Below are 20,818 nucleotides of genomic sequence, written 5' to 3'. Positions count from 1 at the left end.
TGATCTTTTTTCATTCTGCAGGCTGATCGTCTGTGTTGTCCGCGTGCGGTTCGTGCGCGGCTTTGTGATGTCCCAGCCGTGCAATCAACCACTCAGAATGCGCTTTGTGCCTGTCCGCTGTGAAGGCTCCAAATTGCTGGATGACAAAGGCAAAAATACCCAGTCCCAGGAAAATAAAAACGGTTGTGCCGATCTTGCCCAATGTGGTGGCCGGAACAAGCGATCCATAGCCCACCGTCGAAAGAGTGATGACAGAGAAAAAGTAGCTGTCGATCCAGCTCCACCCCTCCACAAAGTGAAAAAACACGGTGCCACAGAAAATCACCGGCACCAGCAGGAGGACAAGAAAGAAAAGACGCAGGCCCGGACTCATGAGGCCGCCTGTTTCTCGTTCAATTCTCGAATTACCTTGATCCAAAGCTCTGCGGTCTGGGCGCCTGGAACTGCGTGCCGGTTGTCCACGATGAAGGTCGGCACCGAGTTTACGCCCATTTTTCGGCTGTGTGCATCACGTTCACGGATCATATCCGCATCTTCGTCTGTTTTCAGAAGCTTGCCAATGACCGCGGCATCAAGCCCCGCACCGTCGGCAACATCACACAGGACTTCGACGTCACCAATGTCGCGGCCGTCACGAAAGTAAGCCTTGAACAAGGCGTCAACGACTGCGGTTTGCTTGCCTTCGATGCCTGCCCAATGGATCAGCCGGTGCGCGTTCACCGTGTTGGGTGTTCGTTGTATCGCGCCAAAGTCGATCTCGAGACCCTCTTCACGCGCATGGCGGTCGATCTCGCCGTAGACGCGAATCGCGTTCTCTTTGCCTCCAAACTTGGTTTCAAGATACTCGCGGCGGTCCATACCCTCTTCGGGCATGTCCGGGTTCAGCTGAAAGGGATGCCATTCAATTGCAAAAGGATGATCCGACTCAGCCTCCATCGCTTTTTCCAGGCGTGCCTTGCCGATGTAGCACCATGGGCAAATTGGATCGGACAGGATGTCGAGCTTGATCATTTTGTCGCCTTGAATTGGTCGCGCAAAGCGCGGCGGCTGAGTTTGCCGTTAGGGTTTGTGGGCAGCGCTTCCAGTCGTTGAAACAGGCGGGGCTGTTTGTATCGCGCCAGTGTTTCCTCCACATAAGCCCTGAGCGTCTGTTCGTCCAGTTCGCCAGCACTTGTGTAAAACGCAGCAATAACGCGGGCGTCCTTTTTGATCTCAACGTCTGTCACACCAACTGAGACGATGCCCGGAAAGCGTGACAGGGTTGCCTCGACCTCCAGCGGTGAAACGCGGTAGCCTCCGGCATTCATCATATCGTCGGCCCGACCCGCGTAGCGGACGTAATACGCCTCATCCATGGTGCCGCGGTCGCCGGTAAGAAACCACTCACCCGTAAACCGTGCTTCGGTTTCCTCCGGAGCGCGCCAATACCCCAACATCAGGCCCGGGTCGCGGCGGGAAACGGCGATGGTGCCCTCATCTCCTAGCGGTACAGGGTCTCCGTCGTCACCGACCAACGCGATGCGTCTGCCGACCTGGGGTCTGCCCAGCGTGCCTGGATGCTCGCGCAAAGTTGGGCTTGCGGAAATGAAAGTTGAGCATTCTGACATGCCATAAGCTTCCAGAAGCGCGGTCCCTGTGGCCTCGAACCACTCTTCACGAATGGTCTCGGAGAGTTTTTCTCCGGCGGAAAGGCCATGACGCAAGTCCGGTAGGTGGATGTCCGGGTGATCCGAGAGCATTTTGCGGTAAACCCCGGGGGCGGCGGCAAAGATGGTGGCCTTGTGTCGCTTCAAAAGGACGGGAAGCGTACCGATGTCGACGCCTTTGTCCGGGATCAGGGCAGTGGCACCGACCGACCATGGATCCATCAGGCCGGTGCCAAGCGTATAGGTCCAGTTAAAGGCACCTGCGTGCATCAACCGGTCGTCAGACACCAGTCCGTACCAGCCTTCGTGCATCATTTGCCGTGCCCAGATCGCTCGGTGTGCGTGGCAGACCGCTCGTGGCACTCCGGATGTGCCGGACGTGTAGATGATGTACGCCATCCGATCCGGGTCACCCATGTTGAAATCCGCCGCCTCCAGGTCACGCATGTCTTCCAACTGCGCCAGTGAGATTTGTGCGATGTTCGGCGTTTCAGGGCAGGCGACTTTTGGATCACGCAGAATCGCACCAGGCTCTAACTCCGCCAGCATTTTCGCCACTTCCGCCTCTGTCAGCTGCGATGAGGTCGGAACTGGCACCAATCCCACCGCGATGGCCCCGAGATAGGCAATCGGAAACTCCACCGTATTGCCCAGCCGCATGAGAACCCGGTCACCCGGCTGCAAGCCTTGGTGCAAAAGACCTGTTCCGGTTCCCAAAACAGCGTCTTTCAATGCGCCAAAGGTCCAGTCCTGCGCCCCGCTGACCGACATGACCGACAGGGCGATCTTGTCAGCCAGGCGGTCGGCATGCGCCAGTACATGCGCAGCCATGTTGAAAGATGCTGGCGCCGCTGGATGTTGGCCCTGATCAAAAACAGAAATCATGTATTCTTGGTATTGTGGGGGCAGGGGAGTTGCAAGGGCACCAGAGCGCGGTCTACAAGACGCGCTATGACCGACAAAGATCCCCAATCCTTGATCCGTGTGGCCCGTGAAAACGGTCAACATGACCACATTGAGCCGCTTGACCTGGGCCAACGGGTGCGGGACCTGCGCAAAGCACGCGATTGGACGCTGGAACAGGCCGCAAAGCAGGCGGGTTTGGCACGATCAACCCTGTCCAAGATTGAAAACGGTCAAATGTCTCCGACCTATGATGCGTTGAAAAAGCTCGCTGTTGGGCTCGAGATTTCGGTTCCGCAACTGTTCACACCGCCACAAAAAGAACAGGTTAACGGCCGGTTGGCCGTGGTGCCTTCTGGCCAAGGGATGCTCCAAGCAACCACCACCTACGAGCACGAGCTTTTGGCAGAAACCCTGACCAAGAAAACCATGTTGCCTTATCGTGCGCGTGTACGGGCCCGCTCGATGGATGAATTCGACGGCTGGGTGCGCCACGACGGTGAAGAGTTCCTCTATGTTCTGACCGGGGTGATCCGGCTCTACACCGAGTTCTATGAACCTATCGAAATGCGACGTGGCGACAGCGCCTATTATGACGGCTCGATGGGGCACAATGCCATCTCGGTTTCGCAGGAAGATGCAAACATCCTTTGGGTAACGTCCTTGATGTGAGCCCCTGAGTTGGCAATCAGGTGTTTTCCAAAAGCCCTTCGCTGATGTTCCACAACCGTTCGGCGCTCTCATCATCACAGGCATGAGCGTTCACACCAAAGAAACGCGCCGTTGGGCTTTCGGGGTCCGTGGGCGCTGCAATGTCGCAATCTTCGCAATAGACACCCGCCTTGCCCGAGAGCTTGCTCGATGTGGCCGCCCAAAGCGTGGTTGAACAGCCTTGTTCTGGCGTCTTGAAACCTTGTTTCGCCAATTCCGAGGGTTCGCCGGACGCGTCCAGCCACCCCAGTGCGATCATTTCCTCTTTGGGCAGATGGCGTTGCAGGGGCGTAAAAATTCCGCCGGGATGCACAGAGAAAGCAAGACCACCTGTGTCTTTCAATCGGCGGGACAAAGCATTGGCAAACAGTGCATTGGCGGTCTTGGCCTGGCCATACGCCTGCCATTTGTCATAGTCGGTGTTGTCGTACTGGATGTCGTTCCACAGAATGTCTGAAATCTTATGTCCTGTCGAAGACAGTGAAATGACCCGAGCACCCTCGGTCGCAGACAAAAGCGGCATCAGTGCTTTGGTCAAAGCAAAATGGCCCATGTGATTGACGCCAAACTGCGATTCCCATCCGGGGCCGACCCGTGCTTTGGGGCAGGCCATGATCCCGGCATTGTTGATCAACAGGTCGAGCTGTGAAAGCTCGCTGACCATTGACCCTGCAAAACCCTGTACCGACGCCATGTCGCCAAGATCCAGCGGGGCCGTGACCACATGCCCCGCGACATCAGACAATGCCTCGCGCGCCTTTTCAGGAGAGCGTACGGGAACAATGACTTTTACTCCCTTCTCGGCCAATGCACGTACGGTCTCAAGCCCAAGGCCGCTGTAGCCGCCGGTGACAATTGCAGTTTTCCCTGCCAGGTCAGTGTCTTTAATCACTTCGCGTCCAGTGGACTTGGCGTGAAAACCAGAAACAGTGGGGACTTGATCGGAAATGGCCATCAGAACTCTCCTGCACATCTTGCGGTATGCAGATGAGCTAGGCAGTGGCCTGAACAATTAGAATGGGACGATCTAATATTGGCACGATCTGCAAGCAGTTTCCAAAGCTGCGAAGGATCGACCTGCCACGTGAAGCTCAGAGTTTTTCCAAAACAGTCTTGAGATCGCCATACCCTGTATGGCGGTGCTCAAACGGCAGTTTGAGACGTTCTGCGCAGTCCCGGGCCTTGGCCAGCAAAGCCGGGTCATGCGTCTGCGACTGATAGACAAGTTTGGTGTAATTTCCGAAATACATGTCGCGCAGTTCCGGATGACGGTCCAACCCCATGGGCTTCCAAACAAAGGCATCAAACTGCCGCGTCAGAAAGTCTGTCAGGTAGAACGTCCCGAATTCTTCCTCAGTGACCTTGGCAAACGCCTCATTGCCTTCGAAAAAGCTGTAGCAATGGGGGCCTTCCACCATTTCAACGCCCAGTTCCTGACAGGTCTTTTGCAACATGCCCCCGGTTCCGCAGTCTGCATAAACGACAAAAATGTCGTCATACTCTTGCCGGTGCTTTGAAACCGCTTCGCGAACGGCATCAGGAATTTTATCCGGATAGAGGTGGAGATTTGCCGGCAGGCAGGTCAGATCCATATGGTCCCAAGCATTGGCCTCCTTCAAGGCAAGAATTTCCCGCGCAAGTGCACCACAGGCCAGCAACAAAATGCGCCCGGTCGCCCCAGTGAGATCCAAGCCCGTATCCGTTAATTGCGAGTCGCTCGGCAAAGACATGTCTCTCTCCAAAAAACAAAGGCCCGCCAGTGTCTTGGCGGGCCCTTTTAAGGTAATTTTCAGCCCGGATCAGCCGTTCATTTGGTTGTGCTTGCGCCCTACCAGGTCCTTGGCGGTTTCCACGGCAACAGCCGCATCGCGGCAGTAAGCGTCAGCGCCAATGGCCTTGCCAAACTCTTCGTTCAACGGGGCGCCACCAACCAGAACAATATAGTCGTCGCGCAGGCCTTGTTCGACCAGCGTGTCGATCACGACTTTCATGTATGGCATTGTGGTCGTCAGCAACGCCGACATCCCAAGGATATCCGGCTTCTCGTTTTCCAGCGCTTCAAGATAGGCTTCGACCGCGTTGTTGATGCCAAGATCAACAACTTCGAACCCGGCACCTTCCATCATCATCGAAACAAGGTTCTTGCCGATGTCGTGAATGTCGCCTTTGACGGTGCCGATGACCATTTTACCAACGCGAGGCGCGCCAGTTTCCGCCAAAAGCGGCTTCAGAATGAACATGCCGCCTTTCATGGCGTTTGCCGCCAGCAGAACTTCGGGGACAAACAGAATACCGTCGCGGAAGTCGGCCCCAACGATGGTCATACCGCCAACCAAAGCCTTGGTCAGGATGTCGTAGGGTTGCCATCCGCGTTCCAGAAGAATGTTCACAGCCTCTTCGATCTCTTCCTTGAGACCGTCATAAAGGTCATCGAACATCTGTTGGACCAGTTCTTCGTCGTCCAGTTCAGACAGGATGATATCGTCTTCTTCCGACATGAGCATTCCTCAATAGTGCCGACGCGTTTGGCCGGGGTCGTGGTTTTTTCCACATTTGGTCATTTTGTGCCGAGCCGACTGTCAAAATTGCGACATGGCCCGCGCTGCGACCGACTTATCACGCGGAAAATGCACATTCCCAGTGAAATCTGTTCAAAACAATCTTGAGGTTTGTTGTATTTGTTCTCTATTTGTTCTACTTTCTGGGGATGAACACATCAAAATCCGAAATTCCCGCGGACCTGCGTCGGTCCCGCGGCGCGCTGAGCAATCAGACAGGGCGTTTCGACCTACAACGCAACGTTGAAAGTGATGGTTGGGACATGGAAGAAGAGCTTCCTCCCTTTCGAACTGAGCTGACTCTGGAGCAGGCCAAATCGATCATCACCCGAAACACCTCTCCGGATTTGCCCTTTGACCGCTCGTTGAACCCGTATCGCGGATGCGAACACGGCTGTGTCTATTGTTTTGCCCGCCCGACGCACTGTTATTTGGGATTTTCTGCCGGATTGGACTTTGAAACCAAGATCATTGCGCGCCCAAACGCATCCGAAATTCTGGACAAGGAGTTGCGGCGCAAGTCCTACAAACCCGATACCATTGCGATTGGCACAAACACCGATCCTTACCAACCGGCCGAGCGTGACATGAAGGTGATGCGTGGCTGTCTCAAGGTTCTGAGCGCGTTCAACCACCCGGTCGGGATCGTCACCAAGGGCACGCTGATCGAGCGTGATATTGATGTGCTTGCGTCAATGGCCCAGCGTGGCCTCGTGAATGTAGGCATCTCGATCACATCTCTCGATACGTCGTTGTCCCGTCTGATGGAGCCCCGTGCGCCGTCTCCCAAACGGCGTCTGCAAACCATTCGTCGCCTTGCGGATGCTGGCATTCCCGTCCGGCTCATGATGGCTCCGGTTGTTCCGTCTGTCACCGATCACGAGATTGAAGCGATACTGCAGGCGTCTTGTGTGGCGGGGGCAAAGGCCGCGAACTGGATCATGCTACGATTACCGCAAGAAGTGTCTCCGCTGTTTCGCGAATGGCTCGAAGCGCACTTTCCCATGCGATCCGAGCGCGTTATGGCCCGGTTGCGCGAAATGCATCGGGGACAGGACTATGATGCCCAATGGGGCCGTCGAATGCGCGGCGAGGGTCACTATGCCGACATGATTGCGGCGCGGTTCAAGATCGCAATGCGCCGACAGGGTCTGGCCCCGGATTTGCCGCCCCTGCGCCAGGACCTGTTTCAGGTTCCTTTGGCCGTCGGAGACCAGATGGCCCTGTTCTGACGCCTAGGCCAGTTCTGAGATGCCCTTTTGGACCCGCCGGGCCTTATCAATGGCCAGTTGGGCCAGCGCGGCATGATCTTTCGCACCGCAAGCCGCAATCCTGTCATCGAAATCTGCGCGGGCCTGCTCAAGCGCTGGCATCTCGGATGCCAACACCTCAAAGGCGTATTCCAGAGGGGCGTCGGGGGCCAAAATCCCCTCAGCGCGCAGCTTTTCCTCTGCGATTTCACGGGCTTCCGGGGTCATTTTTTCAAACAAAATGCTCATGTGTGTCTCCCAGCCGATTGTTTTGATGGGTGCACACCAAGACAAAATTGGGGCATCCCGAAACGTCGACACTCGCAGTTTGCGAAAGGATCACCGGCAGCGACACTGATCTAGGTCAAATGGCGTCATCTGGTCGCAATTTCGAGACGGGATTTGTGACATTTGCTCATGTTTTGCGCTTAGTTTTCGATGTCGGGCAGATAATCCACATACATCCACCCCGAAACCTCACCATCTGCGGTGCGCAAGACAACCCGCCGCCAATTCCCGATGGTGCCCACAATGTGAACAAGGTCCCCCAAACGGGTTGTTGCGAGGGTTGGGAACCCGATCCCGGGCCCTTTGCGCAGGTGCACGTTTTCGCCGCCGACAGCCATGCTCTTTAGCGTCGCCATGGGGGACTCGGGGCGAAGCCCGCTCGGATGGGGGGCACTGAGGGTATCAGGGAGCGTTCCGGGGTGTCGTTCCGAAAAATGCGATGACCCAACGCGCAGTGGATCGGCGCCATGCACCGCCAAACCAAAGTCTTGCTGAAACACGCCCCTCACCGTGGGCAAGGCGTTGCCGCGTGCCACCGGCCCTTCACGTGTCGCGCCAATTTGGATCAACACGCCAGGCTCGCCCGGTTGCGGAGGTTGTCCGGAGTTTGACGTTTCAAAATCGGCAACGCCGAGTGCGGCAGGCAAAGGTCGGACGATCCCGCGAAAATCACCCACAACGACAGGGTGGCGTCTGTCCGGCCCGGGAAAGCGCAGTTCGGCGGTTTGCGAGGTGGGTCTGGTAGAACTGTCGGGCCGTCGCAGCGCGTGATGCGGTTCCGGACTATTGGGCAGCAGATGCTGTTCGAAAACCAAAGGAGGAGAAATCGTTGCCTCCGCTGTGACCTCTTCCAGTTCCAGGCTGTCAGCCGGATTGGCATAGGTGACATCCGGCGGCGAATAGGTTGCCAGCGCATAGACCAATAGCCCGAAAAACAGGGCCGGACCCATGATTGAGGAACGCTCAGGCTCTGACATGTATTCCCGCGAACAAGTTTGGATACGCCGCCCGAGCATGCAATCGGATGCCCGGGGGTTCAACCCCTGTCGCGGCGCGTCCTGCGTTGGAAAGCAGACCTAACCCCGGCGGCGTCGATTCCGGCGGGCAGGGGCGGCGGCGTCTTCCTCGGTGCCATCGTTGGCAGAAGAGAACGGACCCAATGCGTCGGTGATCTGATCCAGAGTGGGGCGTGGACCTCGTTCGTGGGTTTCAAGCGCGGCCCGCATCGCAGCCAGGTGCTCGGGCATCGTGCCGCAACAGCCGCCAATGATGGTTGCACCGCTGTCGCGTGCCATAACGGCGTATTCACCCATCAGTTCGGGTGTCCCGTCATAGTGAATGTGCCCGTCAACATACTTCGGGATACCGGCGTTGCCTTTGGCGATGATCGGGCGTTCGGCGCCCTGTGCTGCAAAGCCTTGGACGGTCCGCAGCAAATCCGACGCACCGGTGCCGCAGTTCGCGCCAAACCCCAAAGGAGGATTGGCCAGACTTTCAACCATCTGCACCATGGCCGCAGACGTCACCCCCATCATGGTGCGCCCGGCTGTGTCAAAACTCATGGTGCCACACCAAGGCATGTCCGCCAATGCAAAGGCCTCGGCGGCAGCCCGGTATTCTTCTGGGGCGGAAATTGTTTCCAGCCACAAAACGTCTGCTCCACCTTCTTTCAACCCTTCGGCCTGCTCGTGAAAGATTTCCACAGCATCTGCATGACTCAAAGAGCCAACCGGCTCCATAATCTCGCCAGTCGGGCCAACAGATCCCGCGACCACCACAGGGCGTCCGGCTGCATCCGCTACGTCCCGGCCAATTTCTGCGGCCATGCGGGACAGCTCTCTGGCGCGATGTCCTGCATCATGCAGTTTCAGACGCGCCGAGTTGCCGCCAAAGGAATTGGTCAGAAACAGATCCGACCCATTATCGACAGCAAGGCTGTAAAGCTTCTTGATCTTGGCAGGTTCCTGTTCGTTCCACAGTTCCGGGGCATCGCCAGAGCTCAGTCCCATATTGAACAGGTTGGTTCCCGTCGCACCGTCCGCCATGATCCAGTCGCGGGTTTCCAGCATTTTGGAGAGGGCATTGGTCATTTCGGAAACTCCTTGGGGCGTGACACATCAGTCTCGCGCACATGTGTCATGGCGCGCGCGCGGGGGCAATCTCAAAACTTTCATGGAAATCATGAGGCCGGGTTGAGTACCCAGATCACGCAAAAAAATGCGCGAGCTTTCGCGTCGCGCATTTCTAAACCAAATCGGGTGTGACGACTCAGATTTCGCCCATCAGCTGTTCTTTGGCCACCGCCAGAAGCTCCGCGCGTTTGGCACGAATTTCTTCCGAGGTGATTTTACCTTCCAAATCGGCCACAACCTTGCGGACCACGTCTTCGTGCCCGGCCTCTTCAAAATCTGCCAAAACTACGGTTTTGGCATAGGCCTCGGCGTCATCACCGGACTTGCCCTGCAAATCAGCGGCCCAGAGGCCAAGCAACTTGTTGGCACGGGCGTCGGCCTTAAAATTCATTTCTTCGTCGTGGGCGAACTTGTTTTCGAATGCGCTTTCGCGGTCGTCAAAAGTGGTCATCTGCTCATTTCCTTGCAAATGTTGGCGTTAGGTCTTGTATGCACAAGGGGACCTCTCGCCGCAAGGGGGGCAGGCACGCTTGCGACAATGCCGCCCATGGATTAAGAGGGCGCCAGATAGCGGGGACTCGCCCCCGCCAGACAGGAAAGAGACCCCGATGGCGCGCGGTAAGAAGATTTACGAAGGCAAAGCCAAGATACTGTTCGAAGGTCCAGAGCCGGGAACAATCGTCCAATACTTCAAGGACGACGCCACTGCGTTCAATGCTGAAAAAAAGGACGTCATCGACGGCAAGGGCGCTTTGAACAATCGCCTGAGCGAATACTTCATGCTGGGGCTGAACCAGATTGGCGTTCCGACACACTTTCTGAAACGCCTCAACATGCGTGAACAGCTGGTGCGCTCCTGCGAGATTATTCCGTTGGAAGTGATCGTGCGGAACTTTGCCGCAGGCTCGATGAGCAAACGTTTGGGAATCGAAGAGGGCACGCAGTTGCCGCGCCCGATCGTCGAATACTGCTACAAGGATGACTCGCTGGGTGATCCCATTGTCACCGAAGAGCACATTGCGGCCTTTGGTTGGGCAAGCCAGCAGGACATGGATGACATCCTGGGCCTGGCGCTGCGGGTCAACGACTATATGTCGGGCGTGATGTACGGTGTCGGTATCAAGCTGATCGACTTCAAGATCGAGATCGGCCGCATCTATGATGGCGATTTCCAGCGTCTTGTCGTTGCCGATGAAATCAGCCCCGACAGCTGCCGCCTTTGGGACATGGAGACAGGTCAGAAGCTGGACAAGGACGTGTTCCGCCGTGATCTCGGCAACCTGACCGATGCCTACGCCGAAGTGGCACGCCGACTGGGCGTCATGCCCAAGGGCACAGGGCCAAAGCCCACGCTGGTTAACTGAACGGCGCGTCCGGCTGAGGGCGCGCAACAACACAAGTGTTTTTGAAAAGATGACGCCCAAGTGGGATCATCTTCATACCGGAGAAAAGCAGATGAAAGCGCGTGTCTATGTGATGCTCAAAAACGGTGTTCTGGATCCGCAGGGCGAGGCCGTGCGCCACGCTTTGGGAAGCCTGGGATTTGACGGTGTCGAAGGCGTGCGCCAGGGCAAGGTGATCGAGCTGGACCTGGCTGACGGCACCACCGAAGATACGGTGACGGAAATGTGCGAAAAACTTCTCGCCAACACCGTGATCGAAAGCTACCGCGTGGAGCTGATGTGATGAAAGCTGCCGTCATCGTCTTTCCCGGATCCAACTGTGACCGCGACCTTGCCGTGGCCTTTGAACAGGCTGGCATGGATGTCGCGATGGTTTGGCACAAAGAGACCGAACTGCCACAGGATCTTGATATCGTTGGGGTTCCGGGCGGCTTCTCGTTTGGCGATTACCTTCGTTGCGGGGCCATCGCGGCCAATTCTCCGATCTGCAAGTCACTGATCCAACATACCGAACGTGGTGGATTTGCGCTTGGCGTTTGCAACGGCTTTCAAATTCTGACCGAAACCGGGATCCTTCCCGGGGCACTGCGTCGCAACGCCGGGCTGAAATACATCTGTCGCACAGTTGGGTTGCGGGTTGAGAACGCCGAAACCGCATTTACCAGCCAGTACGAAGCGGGCCAGGTCATTGATGTTCCGATTGCGCACCATGATGGCAACTATTTCGTGACCGATGAAAAACTTGCCCAGTTGCGTGACGAAGGCCGCATTGCCTTTACCTATACCGACAATCCAAACGGGTCGGTTGCCGACATCGCTGGCGTGATTTCCAAGAACCGCCGCGTGCTTGGCATGATGCCACACCCGGAACGTGCTGCGGATGATGGGCATGGAGGCACCGACGGGGTGGCAATGTTCCGCTCGCTTGTGGACCAGTTGGCCACCGCCTGACTTGAGACCCTGTGCCGGGACCAGTAGTCTCGGCCCATGGAGAGCGAGCCATTCCACATGGATGAAACACAACACCCACGCCGGGCCAACTGGCGTGTGAGGCTGGCTTTGGCGGCTGTTGTGGCCCTGGCGGCGGTGACGATCTGGGTCACCAACTCGTTTCTCACGGATCGCTTCACGCAAAACACGCGCAACCGGGCCGAACTGCGGCTGGCGCTTTACTCGGGCAACCTGCAATCCGAATTGCGCCGCAATGCGATCGTGCCGCAGTTGTTGGCAAAAGACCCACAGTTGATCGCTGCGCTGACGTCCGGAGACTTTTCCCAATCCACGGCGCGGCTTATCTCCTTTGTAGAAGAGATTGGGGCCGCCTCAATCCTGCTTTTGGATTCCGGCGGACGCACCGTTGCTGCGACGGATCGAACCAAAATTGGCTCGCTTCAGCACACAAATGCATATTTTATCAGCGCCTTGCGGTCTAACGCGACAGTGTTTTCCAGCCAAAAACAGGATACAGGAAACTTTCATTTCACCTATGCGCGCCGGTTGGATTTTCAGGGGCAGGTCATTGGTGTCATCGCGGTTGAGGTTGATCTGCAAAAGTTTGAACGCGCCTGGGCCGGAATATCGGATGCGGTTTTTGTCACGGACAGCCAGGGCACGATCATCCTGGCAACCGAACCGCGCTGGCGTGGCCTGACGGAAGACATTGCACTGGCGCGGCAACCCGCAGAGGGCGCGATTGAGCGCGCCATTCAGGCAACCGCAGATTGGACGCAATTGCCAGCGGACGCCTATATCCAGGGCGAAGGCGTGATGCGCGAAGATGCCCGTATCCCGTTTCGCGGTTGGCGCATGACCTCGTTCACCACCTACAACAGTGTCCGCGAAAAAGTGAACGCCGTTTTGGCGTTGGAAATCATGGGATTCGCCGTGCTGTTGGCCGTGGCCTTTTATGCGCTGTCCCGGAAAAACGCGCTGCGCATGGCGCTGTTTCAGCGGGAAAGCGCAGGCTTGCGGGCCCTGAACCTGCGGCTTCAGCGCGAAATTGCCGAACGTGAACGCATGCAACAAAGCCTCGCCGTGGCCGAGCAATCGCTGGCGCAAAGCTCGAAACTGGCCGCTTTGGGTGAGATGTCCGCCGCGGTAAGTCATGAATTGAATCAACCGCTTGCAGCGATGAAGACCTATCTGGCCGGGGCACGTTTGCTGCTCCGACGCAATCGACCTGATGAGGCGCTTTCGTCATTTCAACGCATCGACGATCTGATCGAGCGGATGGGCGCGATTACCAAACAGTTAAAGTCTTATGCGCGTAAGGGTGGCGATGATTTCCATCCGGTCAATATGGCCGAGGCTCTGAACTCGGCTCTGGCGATGATGGAGCCGCAATTGCGGCAGGGTCACATTCGCATCAGCCGTATCATTCCGGACGAACCGGTGCGGGTGATGGGTGACCGGATGCGCATTGAGCAGGTGATTATCAACCTTCTGCGCAATGGTCTGGACGCCATCAAAGGTGAACGGGATCCCGAGATCGAGATCCTCTTGGCGGCGGGCGAGACTGCGACGCTGACAGTGCGTGACAACGGGCCGGGGATCGAAAACCTCGACGACCTGTTCGAACCCTTTTTCACCACCAAGCAACCCGGCGACGGAGTGGGGCTAGGCTTGGCGATTTCCTCGGGTATTGTCAGTGACTTAGGCGGCAGACTTACAGCGCGAAACGGACAAAGCAGGGGGGCTGTATTCGAAGTTCAGCTTCCTATCTTAAGTGAAGACATTGAGGCAGCGGAGTAAACGGACATGGCTCAGGGTATGAAAATCGCCATCGTCGATGACGAACAGGATATGCGTCAATCGATCAGCCAGTGGCTGGCCTTGTCAGGCTATGACACAGAAACTTTCGCCAGCGCCGAGGACGCCCTTAAGGCGTTGGGGCCGGATTATCCGGGCATTGTCATCACCGATATCCGCATGCCGGGAATGGACGGGATGCAGTTTTTGAAAAAGCTGATGGGGTCCGACAGTGCGCTGCCGGTGATCATGATTACAGGTCACGGTGACGTGCCGATGGCGGTCGAAGCGATGCGGGTTGGGGCGTATGATTTCCTCGAAAAACCCTTTAATCCCGATAGGATGAGCCAGTTGGCCAAGAAGGCGACGACCTCGCGGCGGCTGACCTTGGACGCGCGGGCGCTGCGGCGGGAATTGTCGGATGGCGGGCAGTTGATGAAAAAGCTGATCGGGTCGAGCCCGGCGATGGAGCGTCTGAAAGAAGACATTTTGGATCTGGGGCAGGCGGATGGGCATGTTCTGATTGATGGCGAGACCGGGACGGGCAAAACGCTGGTTGCACATGCGCTGCACGCGGTGGGCAGCCGGGCGGGCAAAAAGTTTGTTCTGGTGAGCTGTGGTGCCTTTGAAGAAGAGGCGTTGGCGCGGCGTTTGTTTGGGCCCATGCTGCCCGAGGACAGCCAGCTTCCGGCCATTGAAGAGGCCCGTGGCGGCACGCTGGTGCTGGAGGATGTGGAGAGTCTTTCAGACACGCTGCAGGCCAAATTACTTAATATTATCAACGAACAAGGCACGCCTGCGGAAACCCGTATCGTGGCGATTTCGAACCTGCAGGAACAGGATCGCACCGCCGAGGATGCGTTGCGTTCGGACCTGTTCTATCGCCTTGCGGCTTTGCGGATCACGGTGCCTCCGCTGCGCCAGCGGGGCGAGGATATTCTGACCTTGTTCACCCGTCTCTCAGAGCAGTTTGCCGACGATTATGGCTGCGAGGCACCCAAGGTTTCGGCGCAGGAGGCGGCGCAGTTGTTGCAGGCGCCCTGGCCGGGAAATGTGAGGCAACTCATCAACTTAGCCGAACGCGCCGTGCTGCAGAGCCGTCGCGGCGAGGGCACCATTGCCTCGCTTTTGATGAACGACCACGAAGAGATGCAGCCGGTGATGACAACCGAGGGTAAGCCCTTGAAAGAATACGTAGAAGCCTTTGAGCGTATGCTTATCGACAACACCATGCGACGGCATCGCGGGTCGATTGCCAGCGTCATGGAAGAGCTGTGTTTGCCGCGCCGGACTCTGAACGAAAAGATGGCAAAATACGGGTTGCAGCGGGCAGACTATTTGTAACGGTAACAAACTCGCAAATCGGCAAAGTGACCAAATTGTACAACTTTTTTTGGGGGGACTCTCCATTTTGTACAATTTGGATACCTGTCCGTTTGGGTGGGTGTTTCTTAACAAACCCTCAAGAGAAACCCGGTCTTCCGGCTCTGTGTCTGCACGCCAGAAAACCGGCTCGAAGAGACGATTGAAACGGTGCGGCAGGGGACGCCGTGAGGTGACCCCCACGGGGGGGCAGTACGGCGAAGTACGGCGCGATACTGATGTGTCAGTCCGCAGCGCTTGGGACGCCCGCGGCGATGTAGGCGTTGACCAGATCCTGATGGAAGGCGCGCGGCCTTTCCCGTGTTCGGCCAATGGTGAGGTCGTTGATCGTGACGTCCGGGTTTTGGTCCTGCAACGCGCGCAGGGCTGATTGGGCGGCTTGCACCTCGCCCTTGAAGACAAGCGCGGCGATCAACGCGCCGTGGGCCTGAAAATGCGCCCGCGCATCCCGCATGTCGCGGCTGAGAACCGCGCGGGCCAGCGAGATCACCTCGTCGTACTGGCCATCTTCGAGTAGCGCAGGGTAGAGCGCGCCGGGAAGCCATTCGGGATAGTCAGGCTCGAGCCGCATGCCCATCAACATGTGCTGCAGTCCGCGTTTGGCCTCACCGGCGCTGTAGAGCGCCAAGCCGCCGATGGCGTTGACATCGCCCCCGCCCGGAGACAATTCCAGGGCGCGATCCGCTGCGGCCTTGGCGGCGTCAAAGTTGCCCAGGCCGTTTTCTACAAGCGCAATCAGCGTATAGGGATCACCCCATTCCTGCATGGCAAGGGCCTGTTGGGCCATATCACGGGTTTTCTGAAGGTCGGCAACGATATTGTCGGACGTGCCAATGATGACCCTTTGCCACGGAATCCATGCCAGCAGATAGGGGCCCATGGGGCTATCGGGGTTGTCCGTCAGGATTTGGGACCAGATTCGAATGGCCTCGTTATGGCCTTCTGGATTGAACCGCTGAAAGGCATCGCGGCCCTGAACCACCCGCACGCTGGTCTCAAAATCCCCGGACAGGGCGGCGATGGTGCGCACGGATTCACCAACCGTGAGCGCCACCTGCAGTTCGAGAAACAGTTTTTCGGCGATATGGTCCTGAACGTCAAAGAGGTCGTCAATTTCGACGTCTTCCCGAATGGACCACAGCTGTTCTCCGCGAAGGGCATCGGACAGTTCTGCGGTGACCCGCGCCTTTTCCCCGGACTTCAGAACGCTGCCGCTGAGCACATATCGCACGCCAAGCTCTTGTGCGACGTCGCGGGGAGAGATTTGCCGGTCTTTGTAGGCCAGGCTGGTGGCGCGGCCCATCACAACCATGTCCGGCGAGAGGGACAATGTGGAAATAATGTTTTCTGTCAGCGCGTTACCAATCGAAGCTGCAGTCGAATCCTCGGTGACGCTGGTAAAGGGCAAAACCGCGATGGACGGACGTTCCGGCAGTTTGAGGGACATGGCCGCGGGATCAACCGGGGCAAAGTCCGGTGTGCTGATCTGCCACCAGACGCCTGCACCGATCACGACAGCGGCGGCCATGGCAAGGGCAGCGCGGGGGCCGCGCGCGCGTTTTTGGGTGCGGGGGGGCGACATGCGCGCCTCGCCCGTGCGGACAACCTGAAAGGTGTGCACCGGGCGGGCGATGTTCTTGACCGTGATCTCGCCAAGGTCGTTCAGATCAAGCGCCATCCTGTCGCGGGCCTGATCGCGCACCGAGCGGCTGATCAATATGCCCCCTGTGGGTGCCAGCGCCTCGAGTCGGGCGGCGATATTGACGCCATCGCCCAAGAGATCTTCGCCCTCGGCCACGACGTCGCCGAGGTTGATGCCGATGCGGTAGAGCATTTGCTCGGGTTCCGGTATGGTCGCGTTGGCGGCCTCGACCTGGGTCTGTAACGCCAGGGCAAAGCGCAAGGCCGCGACGGTGCTGGCAAATTCCACCAAGAGGCTGTCGCCGGCGGTATTGGCAACGCGACCGCTGTGGGTCTCGAGAAGCGGCTGGATGATCCCGGTCAGATGTGCACGCCTTTGGCGGAGGGTCTTTTCCTCATCTCTGCCAACCAACCGCGAAAAGCCGACAATATCGGCCGCGAGAATGGTGGTCAGGCGTCGCTCCATGAGGTGTTCCTTGGGTGGTTTGGGGTCAGGCTACTGCAGAAACCTGCGTGCGCAAAGGCAATCGAGCCGCCCGCGAGAAAACATGCGGCGGGAAAACATGCAGATTTCCCATGCGTTTTCGAATGGTTCGGGCTTTTGCCATTGTAATTATCCACAACGTGGTCTTATTTAGGAAGGTGGAGAGTCCCGCATTGGGACCTCTGACATGAGTTTCGCTGAGCGTGACGCGCGGCCACCAGATGCGCCAGACGCCCCGCTCAGACCGATTGTGCCCTTTTTCGAAAGGGTAGAGAGACGCCCGATCCGCACGGCGGAGGGCATATAACAGGCGCCGGAGCCTATAAGGGTCCAGCGTCGGAGAAGAAACGCGATGCAGCGCGCGAGTGTATTGATAGACCGAGCAGAGGCCGCAAGCGGCCCTCTTGGCCGCGCGCCTGACGTCGCCCAGACAAGACACCCAACACGATCCACCCTCAACGCCCCACCGGGGCGCGGCCGATTGCGCGGGTGCAAACGGACAACATGCCAAAGAAAATGCTTATCGATGCCACCCACGCGGAAGAGACCCGTGTTGTGGTGGTCGACGGAAACAAGGTCGAGGAATTCGACTTTGAATCGGAAAACAAACGCCAGCTAGCCGGAAACATCTATCTTGCCAAAGTGACCCGGGTGGAGCCTTCGCTCCAGGCGGCCTTTGTGGATTATGGTGGGAACCGGCACGGGTTCCTGGCGTTCTCGGAAATTCACCCCGATTACTATCAGATCCCGGTCGCGGACCGCGAAGCGCTGATGGAAGAAGAACGCGCCTATGCCGAGTCGATGAAGGCGCGCGACGACGACGAGGACGACAAGAAGAAAAAGCCGTCCCGCACACGCTCGCGCAGCCGGTCTCGGACAAAGACCAAGAAGGATGTTACCGCGACCGAGGCTGTCGAAGCCATGGAGACGACGGATGACGCCGTACAGATCGACGGGATGGAGACCATCGATCTGGGCGAAGACACCACCGAGGGCCTGTCGCCCATGGAACTGGTGCAGGAAACCCCGGTCGAAGAGCCTGCCGAGGAAAGCGACGTCGCGGAAGCTGCCGTGGACACCGCGGAAGAGCCTGTGGCCGAGGTGACCGAAGAGGCCCCGGCAGAAGAGGCCGTCGCAGAAGCTGAAGCTGAGGCCGAGGCTGCGCCGGAAGAGGTGGCTGAAGCGGCTGAAACCGCAGAGGACGCCCCCAAGGACGACAAGGGCGGCAAGACCATGGCCGCCAAGACCGAAGGCGACGACCCGGTTGCCACCAAGGATCCCGAAACCGGTGAAGAGACGCAAAGTGACGGATCCGAGACCGGTGCCGAAGCGCCTGTAGAAGCGGCCACAGACGAAGCGCCCGCGGAAGAGGCTGCTGAGGAGGCGGCTGAAGAGGTGGCCGAGGCTGCTCCGGTGGTCAAAAAGACCCGGCGCACCAGAACCAAGGCCAAGGCCGCGGTGAAAGCCGACAGCGCCGAAGAGGTCTCGTCAGAGGCCGATGAGGATGACGGCACCGAAGCGCCGGATGAAGAGGATGATGAGCCCGCGGCCAAGGGGTCCAGAGCCTCGGCCAAGGATGAATCCATCGAATCCGTGGCCGATGAAGACGACAGCGAGGACATCCGTCCGCCGCGCAAACCGCGTCCGCGTCGTTACAAGATTCAGGAAGTCATCAAGGTGCGCCAGATCATGCTGGTGCAGGTTGTGAAAGAAGAGCGCGGCAACAAGGGGGCCGCTCTGACCACCTATCTGTCGTTGGCCGGTCGCTATTGCGTGCTGATGCCCAACACCGCACGCGGTGGCGGGATTTCCCGCAAGATCACCAATGCGGTCGACCGCAAGAAGCTGAAAGAGATCGCAAACGAGATCGACGTGCCGCAGGGGGCCGGTCTGATCGTGCGCACCGCAGGTGCCAAGCGCACCAAGGCCGAGATCAAGCGCGACTATGAATACCTGCAGCGGATGTGGGAACAGATTCGTGAGCTGACGCTGAAATCCATCGCGCCTGCGAAGATTTACGAAGAAGGCGACCTGATCAAACGCTCGATCCGCGATCTCTATAACCGCGAGATCGACGAAGTGTTTGTCGAAGGCGAGCGCGGGTACCGCATCGCCAAGGACTTCATGAAGATGATCATGCCGTCCCACGCCAAGAACGTGAAGAAGTACGAAGAGGGTCTGCCTCTCTTTGCGCGCTACCAGGTGGAAAGCTACCTGTCGTCGATGTTCAACCCGACGGTGCAGCTGAAATCCGGTGGCTACATCGTGATCGGCGTGACCGAAGCGCTGGTGGCGATTGACGTCAACTCTGGCCGCGCCACCAAGGAAGGCTCGATCGAGGAAACCGCGCTGAAAACCAACCTGGAGGCCGCCGAAGAGGTGGCGCGCCAGTTGCGTCTGCGTGACCTTGCCGGTCTGATCGTGATCGATTTCATCGACATGGACGAGCGCAAGAACAACGCCGCTGTTGAAAAGCGCATGAAGGATCGGTTGAAAACGGATCGCGCGCGCATTCAGGTGGGGCGCATCTCGGGCTTTGGCCTGATGGAGATGTCGCGTCAACGTCTGCGCCCCGGCATGATCGAGGCCACGACTCAGCCCTGTCCGGCCTGTCATGGCACCGGTCTGATCCGCTCGGACGACAACCTTGCGCTGTCGATCCTGCGTCAGATCGAAGAGGAAGGCACCCGCCGTCGCAGCCGCGAAGTGCTGGTGAAATGTCCGGTGGCGATTGCCAACTACATCATGAACCAGAAACGCGAGCACGTGGCGCAGATCGAAGCGCGCTATGGCTTGTCGGTGCGGATCGAGGGCGATGTGCACCTGATCTCGCCTGATTTCTCGATTGAGAAGTTCAAGACAGCGACCCGCGTGGTGGCCGAGGTGAGCGCGCCGGTTGTCTCGGTGGACACGTCGATCATGGACGCGGTGGACGAGGAAGACGCGGCGCCAGAAGAGGCTGTGACTTCGGCCCCGGTGTCGGACACCGTGGAGGAGGATGGCGAGGGCAAGCCCAAGCGCCGTCGTCGTCGGCGTCGTCGGCGGAAATCCGGCAATGGCCCCGAAGGGCAGGCCGCAGACGGACAGGAAAACGCCGAGGCGGCCACGGAAGAGGCGTCGGACGCCGAAGGTGAAGCTGAGGCTGCTGCGGAGGCAACGGACGACGGGGAAGAAAAGCCCAAGAAGACCCGCGCACGCCGGTCACGCTCGCGCGGGCGCAAGGCCAAGGTAGAGGACGCCGAGGTCGTGGAAGAAACGGCTGCGGGCGAGACCCCAGCCGAAGCGGCAGAGGACGCAGCGCCCGAGGTCGCGGATGCCGAGGTCAATGGGACGGTGGCAGAGGCTGCCGCGCCTGAGGTGGCAGAGACGATTGTCACCGAGCCTGCCGAGGCCGCTGTTGAAGAGGCCGCGCCGGAAGTGACCGAAGACGCCGCGCAAGCGGCTGAGGAGGTCGCGCCAGAGCCTGAACCTGACCCCGCACCGGAGCCAGAGCCCGTATCAGAGCCTGTGCCCGCAAGCCCGCCCAAGCCGAAGCGCAAGGGTTGGTGGTCGATGGGCAGCTAAACGCTTGAACGAAACAGAAAACCCCGGGGGATCGACCCCCGGGGTTTTCTTTTGGTGCCCGTGGCCATCGTGCGTGCGAGAGCCGCAAGCGGTGCGCCCGTGGCCCG

The 20,818-nt window shown here is 58.4% G+C and carries 19 protein-coding genes; 8 read left to right on the top strand and 11 right to left on the bottom strand.

The window, feature by feature from the left end; translation table 11 throughout:
* Positions 1-10: 10 nt before the first annotated feature.
* The 3 genes from EK369_RS02885 to EK369_RS02875 are packed head-to-tail and all read right to left on the bottom strand — an operon-like array spanning position 11 to position 2,531.
* Entirely contained in the window at positions 11-373 is a 363-nt protein-coding gene (locus EK369_RS02885; protein ID WP_127112166.1) for a potassium channel family protein, read from the bottom strand.
* A complete protein-coding gene (locus tag EK369_RS02880; protein ID WP_127112165.1) occupies positions 370-1,011 on the bottom strand; it encodes a DsbA family oxidoreductase in 642 nt (213 codons plus the stop codon). Before EK369_RS02880 ends, EK369_RS02885 begins: the two co-directional genes overlap by 4 nt.
* Positions 1,008-2,531: a class I adenylate-forming enzyme family protein gene (locus tag EK369_RS02875; RefSeq protein ID WP_127112164.1), complete on the bottom strand. Its 1,524-nt coding sequence runs from the start codon at positions 2,529-2,531 to the stop codon at positions 1,008-1,010. The genes EK369_RS02880 and EK369_RS02875 overlap by 4 nt, the downstream gene beginning before the upstream one ends.
* A gap of 66 nt (positions 2,532-2,597) precedes the next feature.
* Here EK369_RS02875 and EK369_RS02870 point away from each other — a divergent pair, with 66 nt between their 5' ends.
* Positions 2,598-3,221, top strand: coding sequence for a helix-turn-helix domain-containing protein (locus EK369_RS02870; RefSeq protein WP_127112163.1), 624 nt, complete (start codon positions 2,598-2,600; stop codon positions 3,219-3,221).
* A 16-nt stretch (positions 3,222-3,237) separates the two neighbouring features.
* Here the strand turns inward: EK369_RS02870 and EK369_RS02865 are convergent, their stop codons facing one another.
* From EK369_RS02865 to EK369_RS02855, 3 genes are all read right to left on the bottom strand, one after another.
* Positions 3,238-4,215, bottom strand: coding sequence for an oxidoreductase (locus EK369_RS02865; protein ID WP_127112162.1), 978 nt, complete (start codon positions 4,213-4,215; stop codon positions 3,238-3,240).
* Between the two features lie 136 nt (positions 4,216-4,351).
* Positions 4,352-4,990: a DUF1638 domain-containing protein gene (locus EK369_RS02860; RefSeq protein WP_127112161.1), complete on the bottom strand. Its 639-nt coding sequence runs from the start codon at positions 4,988-4,990 to the stop codon at positions 4,352-4,354.
* A 69-nt stretch (positions 4,991-5,059) separates the two neighbouring features.
* The gene (locus EK369_RS02855; RefSeq protein WP_127112160.1) at positions 5,060-5,758 is read right to left on the bottom strand and encodes a corrinoid protein; all 699 of its coding nucleotides are present in this window, start codon (positions 5,756-5,758) and stop codon (positions 5,060-5,062) included.
* Positions 5,759-5,967: 209 nt separating this feature from the next.
* On the opposite strand from EK369_RS02855, the gene EK369_RS02850 reads away from it, so the two are divergent.
* Complete coding sequence (locus tag EK369_RS02850; protein WP_127112159.1) at positions 5,968-7,050, top strand: PA0069 family radical SAM protein; 1,083 nt, start codon at positions 5,968-5,970, stop codon at positions 7,048-7,050.
* A 3-nt stretch (positions 7,051-7,053) separates the two neighbouring features.
* Here the strand turns inward: EK369_RS02850 and EK369_RS02845 are convergent, their stop codons facing one another.
* From EK369_RS02845 to EK369_RS02830, 4 genes are all read right to left on the bottom strand, one after another.
* On the bottom strand, positions 7,054-7,317 hold the full coding sequence (locus EK369_RS02845; RefSeq protein WP_127112158.1) for a hypothetical protein: 264 nt from the start codon (positions 7,315-7,317) through the stop codon (positions 7,054-7,056).
* A gap of 179 nt (positions 7,318-7,496) precedes the next feature.
* A complete protein-coding gene (locus tag EK369_RS02840) occupies positions 7,497-8,333 on the bottom strand; it encodes an SH3 domain-containing protein (RefSeq protein WP_127112157.1) in 837 nt (278 codons plus the stop codon).
* A 99-nt stretch (positions 8,334-8,432) separates the two neighbouring features.
* On the bottom strand, positions 8,433-9,446 hold the full coding sequence (bmt, locus tag EK369_RS02835; protein WP_127112156.1) for a betaine--homocysteine S-methyltransferase: 1,014 nt from the start codon (positions 9,444-9,446) through the stop codon (positions 8,433-8,435).
* Positions 9,447-9,624: 178 nt separating this feature from the next.
* Complete coding sequence (locus EK369_RS02830; protein ID WP_127112155.1) at positions 9,625-9,939, bottom strand: DUF1476 domain-containing protein; 315 nt, start codon at positions 9,937-9,939, stop codon at positions 9,625-9,627.
* Positions 9,940-10,096: 157 nt separating this feature from the next.
* Here EK369_RS02830 and purC point away from each other — a divergent pair, with 157 nt between their 5' ends.
* The 5 genes from purC (at position 10,097) to EK369_RS02805 (ending at position 14,983) form a co-directional block, all read left to right on the top strand.
* Entirely contained in the window at positions 10,097-10,852 is a 756-nt protein-coding gene (gene purC / locus EK369_RS02825; RefSeq protein WP_127112154.1) for a phosphoribosylaminoimidazolesuccinocarboxamide synthase, read from the top strand.
* A gap of 91 nt (positions 10,853-10,943) precedes the next feature.
* A complete protein-coding gene (gene purS, locus EK369_RS02820) occupies positions 10,944-11,174 on the top strand; it encodes a phosphoribosylformylglycinamidine synthase subunit PurS (protein WP_127112510.1) in 231 nt (76 codons plus the stop codon).
* The gene (purQ, locus tag EK369_RS02815) at positions 11,174-11,842 is read left to right on the top strand and encodes a phosphoribosylformylglycinamidine synthase subunit PurQ (RefSeq protein ID WP_127112153.1); all 669 of its coding nucleotides are present in this window, start codon (positions 11,174-11,176) and stop codon (positions 11,840-11,842) included. Before purS ends, purQ begins: the two co-directional genes overlap by 1 nt.
* A 36-nt stretch (positions 11,843-11,878) precedes the next feature.
* On the top strand, positions 11,879-13,642 hold the full coding sequence (locus EK369_RS02810) for a sensor histidine kinase (protein WP_127112152.1): 1,764 nt from the start codon (positions 11,879-11,881) through the stop codon (positions 13,640-13,642).
* Positions 13,643-13,648: 6 nt separating this feature from the next.
* Positions 13,649-14,983 carry a sigma-54-dependent transcriptional regulator gene (locus EK369_RS02805; protein WP_127112151.1) on the top strand — a complete coding sequence of 445 codons (1,335 nt, stop codon included), beginning with the start codon at positions 13,649-13,651 and terminating at the stop codon, positions 14,981-14,983.
* 262 nt (positions 14,984-15,245) lie between these two features.
* Here the strand turns inward: EK369_RS02805 and EK369_RS02800 are convergent, their stop codons facing one another.
* Entirely contained in the window at positions 15,246-17,129 is a 1,884-nt protein-coding gene (locus EK369_RS02800; protein ID WP_127112150.1) for an adenylate/guanylate cyclase domain-containing protein, read from the bottom strand.
* A 522-nt stretch (positions 17,130-17,651) separates the two neighbouring features.
* Here EK369_RS02800 and EK369_RS02795 point away from each other — a divergent pair.
* Positions 17,652-20,711, top strand: coding sequence for an Rne/Rng family ribonuclease (locus EK369_RS02795; protein ID WP_127112149.1), 3,060 nt, complete (start codon positions 17,652-17,654; stop codon positions 20,709-20,711).
* Positions 20,712-20,818: the final 107 nt, after the last annotated feature.

The organism is Shimia sediminis, assembly GCF_003990645.1.
GTDB lineage: Bacteria > Pseudomonadota > Alphaproteobacteria > Rhodobacterales > Rhodobacteraceae > Shimia > Shimia sediminis.
The sequence above is the reverse complement of the archived record's forward strand: the minus strand, read 5'-3'. Positions and strand labels throughout refer to the sequence as shown.

Bases quoted from the DNA above. Each gene is read 5' to 3' on its own strand.
- EK369_RS02885 (WP_127112166.1), bottom strand. From the start codon at position 373: ATGAGTCCGGGCCTGCGTCTTTTCTTTCTTGTCCTCCTGCTGGTGCCG.
- EK369_RS02880 (WP_127112165.1), bottom strand. From the start codon at position 1,011: ATGATCAAGCTCGACATCCTGTCCGATCCAATTTGCCCATGGTGCTAC.
- EK369_RS02875 (WP_127112164.1), bottom strand. From the start codon at position 2,531: ATGATTTCTGTTTTTGATCAGGGCCAACATCCAGCGGCGCCAGCATCT.
- EK369_RS02870 (WP_127112163.1), top strand. From the start codon at position 2,598: ATGACCGACAAAGATCCCCAATCCTTGATCCGTGTGGCCCGTGAAAAC.
- EK369_RS02865 (WP_127112162.1), bottom strand. From the start codon at position 4,215: ATGGCCATTTCCGATCAAGTCCCCACTGTTTCTGGTTTTCACGCCAAG.
- EK369_RS02860 (WP_127112161.1), bottom strand. From the start codon at position 4,990: ATGTCTTTGCCGAGCGACTCGCAATTAACGGATACGGGCTTGGATCTC.
- EK369_RS02855 (WP_127112160.1), bottom strand. From the start codon at position 5,758: ATGTCGGAAGAAGACGATATCATCCTGTCTGAACTGGACGACGAAGAA.
- EK369_RS02850 (WP_127112159.1), top strand. From the start codon at position 5,968: ATGAACACATCAAAATCCGAAATTCCCGCGGACCTGCGTCGGTCCCGC.
- EK369_RS02845 (WP_127112158.1), bottom strand. From the start codon at position 7,317: ATGAGCATTTTGTTTGAAAAAATGACCCCGGAAGCCCGTGAAATCGCA.
- EK369_RS02840 (WP_127112157.1), bottom strand. From the start codon at position 8,333: ATGTCAGAGCCTGAGCGTTCCTCAATCATGGGTCCGGCCCTGTTTTTC.
- bmt (WP_127112156.1), bottom strand. From the start codon at position 9,446: ATGACCAATGCCCTCTCCAAAATGCTGGAAACCCGCGACTGGATCATG.
- EK369_RS02830 (WP_127112155.1), bottom strand. From the start codon at position 9,939: ATGACCACTTTTGACGACCGCGAAAGCGCATTCGAAAACAAGTTCGCC.
- purC (WP_127112154.1), top strand. From the start codon at position 10,097: ATGGCGCGCGGTAAGAAGATTTACGAAGGCAAAGCCAAGATACTGTTC.
- purS (WP_127112510.1), top strand. From the start codon at position 10,944: ATGAAAGCGCGTGTCTATGTGATGCTCAAAAACGGTGTTCTGGATCCG.
- purQ (WP_127112153.1), top strand. From the start codon at position 11,174: ATGAAAGCTGCCGTCATCGTCTTTCCCGGATCCAACTGTGACCGCGAC.
- EK369_RS02810 (WP_127112152.1), top strand. From the start codon at position 11,879: ATGGAGAGCGAGCCATTCCACATGGATGAAACACAACACCCACGCCGG.
- EK369_RS02805 (WP_127112151.1), top strand. From the start codon at position 13,649: ATGGCTCAGGGTATGAAAATCGCCATCGTCGATGACGAACAGGATATG.
- EK369_RS02800 (WP_127112150.1), bottom strand. From the start codon at position 17,129: ATGGAGCGACGCCTGACCACCATTCTCGCGGCCGATATTGTCGGCTTT.
- EK369_RS02795 (WP_127112149.1), top strand. From the start codon at position 17,652: ATGCCAAAGAAAATGCTTATCGATGCCACCCACGCGGAAGAGACCCGT.